This window comes from Zhongshania aquatica (assembly GCF_027257955.1).
Lineage (GTDB): Bacteria > Pseudomonadota > Gammaproteobacteria > Pseudomonadales > Spongiibacteraceae > Spongiibacter > Spongiibacter aquatica.
Genome location: NZ_JANZNQ010000072.1, coordinates 1 through 2,341, shown reverse-complemented (window position 1 = coordinate 2,341; position 2,341 = coordinate 1). Strand labels below are relative to the sequence as shown.

At 48.4% G+C, this 2,341-nt stretch carries 2 protein-coding genes and 1 pseudogene; 2 read left to right on the top strand and 1 reads right to left on the bottom strand.

Annotated elements, in window-relative coordinates; all coding sequences use genetic code 11:
- The first annotated feature begins 112 nt into the window (after window positions 1-112).
- Complete coding sequence (tnpC, locus tag O9X78_RS20605; RefSeq protein WP_269621567.1) at window positions 113-967, top strand: IS66 family transposase; 855 nt, start codon at window positions 113-115, stop codon at window positions 965-967.
- A gap of 288 nt (window positions 968-1,255) precedes the next feature.
- Entirely contained in the window at window positions 1,256-2,191 is a 936-nt protein-coding gene (locus O9X78_RS20600; protein ID WP_269621566.1) for a transposase, read from the top strand.
- A 23-nt stretch (window positions 2,192-2,214) separates the two neighbouring features.
- On the opposite strand, the pseudogene O9X78_RS20595 reads toward O9X78_RS20600, so the two are convergent.
- A pseudogene (locus tag O9X78_RS20595) lies at window positions 2,215-2,341 on the bottom strand (IS4 family transposase); the annotation flags it as partial.

Below are 2,341 nucleotides of genomic sequence, written 5' to 3'. Positions count from 1 at the left end.
TCTTCAGCTCAATTTATTTGAGCGCAGAGAGTTGCTGCCTTTGCTGAGAGGCGATCCGCCAGAGCAGATGAACAACGTCAATCATCCGCAGCTCTGCTTGCTATGAATATTTGTGGGACAGCAATGTCTTGAAATAGAAAAAAACAATCAGCGCGACGCACACATTGCGTCTCTCCAAGAACAGATAAAACTTCTTTTACAAAAACGCTACGGCACCTCCAGCGAAAAAACATCGAACGATCAATTAGGGCTATTTAACGAAGCCGAAGAAGAAGTATTGTCAGAGGCGTCGCAGTCCACCGCATCTGAATCAACCACAGTCAAAGCGCATACCCGAACCAGCAAGCCGCGTATCACTCTTCCAGACCATCTTCCTCGCGAAGATATGATTCATGATCTTCCTGAGTCTGAAAAAGTCTGCCCACACGACGGCACACCATTAAAGTGCATGGGCAGTGACGATCACGAACAACTGGACATCATACCCGCGACCATAAAAATTATTCGTCACAAGCGCTTAAAATACACCTGCCCCTGCTGTAACAAGCACATCGTGACCGCGAAAAAGCCCAAGCAACCAATTGAAAAAAGCATCGCTAGCCCCAGCCTATTGTCTTACATCGCCACTCAAAAATACGCCGATGCACTGCCGCTCTATCGTCAAAGCGCCATGTTTAAACGCATCGGTATTGAGCTAGACAGAACCAATATGGCGAACTGGATGATGAAATGTGGTGAGCTATCACAGCCGCTCATTAACTTACTGATGGATCACTTACATCAACAGCCTTGTATACACATGGATGAAACCACGCTCCAAGTGTTAGACGAACCCAATAAAACAGCGCAAAGCAAAAGTTATATGTGGGTAATGACCAATACCGGAGAGCGACCGGCCTGTATTTTTAAATATTCCGACATTGCTGTCCCACAAATATTCATAGCAAGCAGAGCTGCGGATGATTGACGTTGTTCATCTGCTCTGGCGGATCGCCTCTCAGCAAAGGCAGCAACTCTCTGCGCTTGTATGGTATTCCCAGCCTTGATTATGGATGATATCAAGGCGCCGGGGAGGTGGAGGCTGGTCGCTGCGCATCCGCCACGAAAATCGTGTACGGCCCACATGAGAGTTTGCCCTGCCTCCCCACTCATCCAAAAGCGCCTATAAAGAATCCAGCCCCTGTACGGCCGATTTCCGCAAGCTAGCGCCAGTGATGAACCCCGACTATTCATAGATTAAACCGGAGGATCGCCCATGACAATGCACGTCACATTGGAAGGTCTAGGTGTTGATGTCGCTAAAGAGTGGCTCGATATTTTTAACGGTAGTACTGTTATTCGAGTCGAGAATACTGCTAAGGCAATTCGGGCCTACCTAAAATCACTACCGAGTGTCATGCCCATCGCCGTTGAAGCAACCAACACCTACCATGAAGAATTCGTACAACTGGCGCTCGCAACTGGCCATACCATTTATTTGGTTGATGCCTGCAGGGTCGCTCGCTATCGAGAAGCCATTGGCGTTAGGATCAAAACGGATGGTGCTGATGCGCAACTTCTACTTCGTTATCTTAGCGCTGAAATAGCTCATCTACGGCCTTATCAACTGCCGCCTAAAGCAGTTAAACGAATGATGACCTTACTCCGAGCACGAGCCAAGCTAACCCACTCAAAGGCGGCGCTAAAACTATCATTAGCGGGAATTGGCGAAATAGCACAAACCCGCAACGCACTGTTCGCCCGCTTTGATCACGCTATCGCGGTGATAGACAAAAAGCTTGTCGAGTGCGTCAAACAGTCAGGGTACATCGATGATTACAAACGCTGCTTGACCATTAATGGCGTTGGCCCACTCAATGCAGCTGCTTTGGTCGCCTTCTATCATCGCGGCGAGTTTAGTAAAGCTGATTCGTTTGTGTCATTTATGGGACTTGATGTGCGGGTAAAAGAATCGGGACGGTATAGGGGAAAGCGCAAGCTCACTAAGAAAGGGAATCCCGAGATTCGGCGATTGTTGTTTAACGCGGCTAGAGCCGGTGCAAGAACGGCGCAATGGAAGCCTTACTATGATGCTTTACGTGAGCGAGGGCTTACGACAACTGCCGCTGCTGTCGCAGTCTCTCGCAAGATTGCTAAGTTGGCATTTGCTTTGATGAGAGATCAAACAGAATATCAGCCAAGAATGGCGTAAAAGCTTGCCTCTGAACATAGAATCTCAAATAAATTGAGCTGAAGAAGGCGAATCATTTGCTGCAGGCTGCGATCAATTTGGCTGCTGAACTTAATCCAGGCCAGCAGCAGATAGGCACACATGGCGATCCAAATCTGGGTCATGACCGCG

Bases quoted from the DNA above. Each gene is read 5' to 3' on its own strand.
- O9X78_RS20600 (WP_269621566.1), top strand. From the start codon at position 1,256: ATGACAATGCACGTCACATTGGAAGGTCTAGGTGTTGATGTCGCTAAA.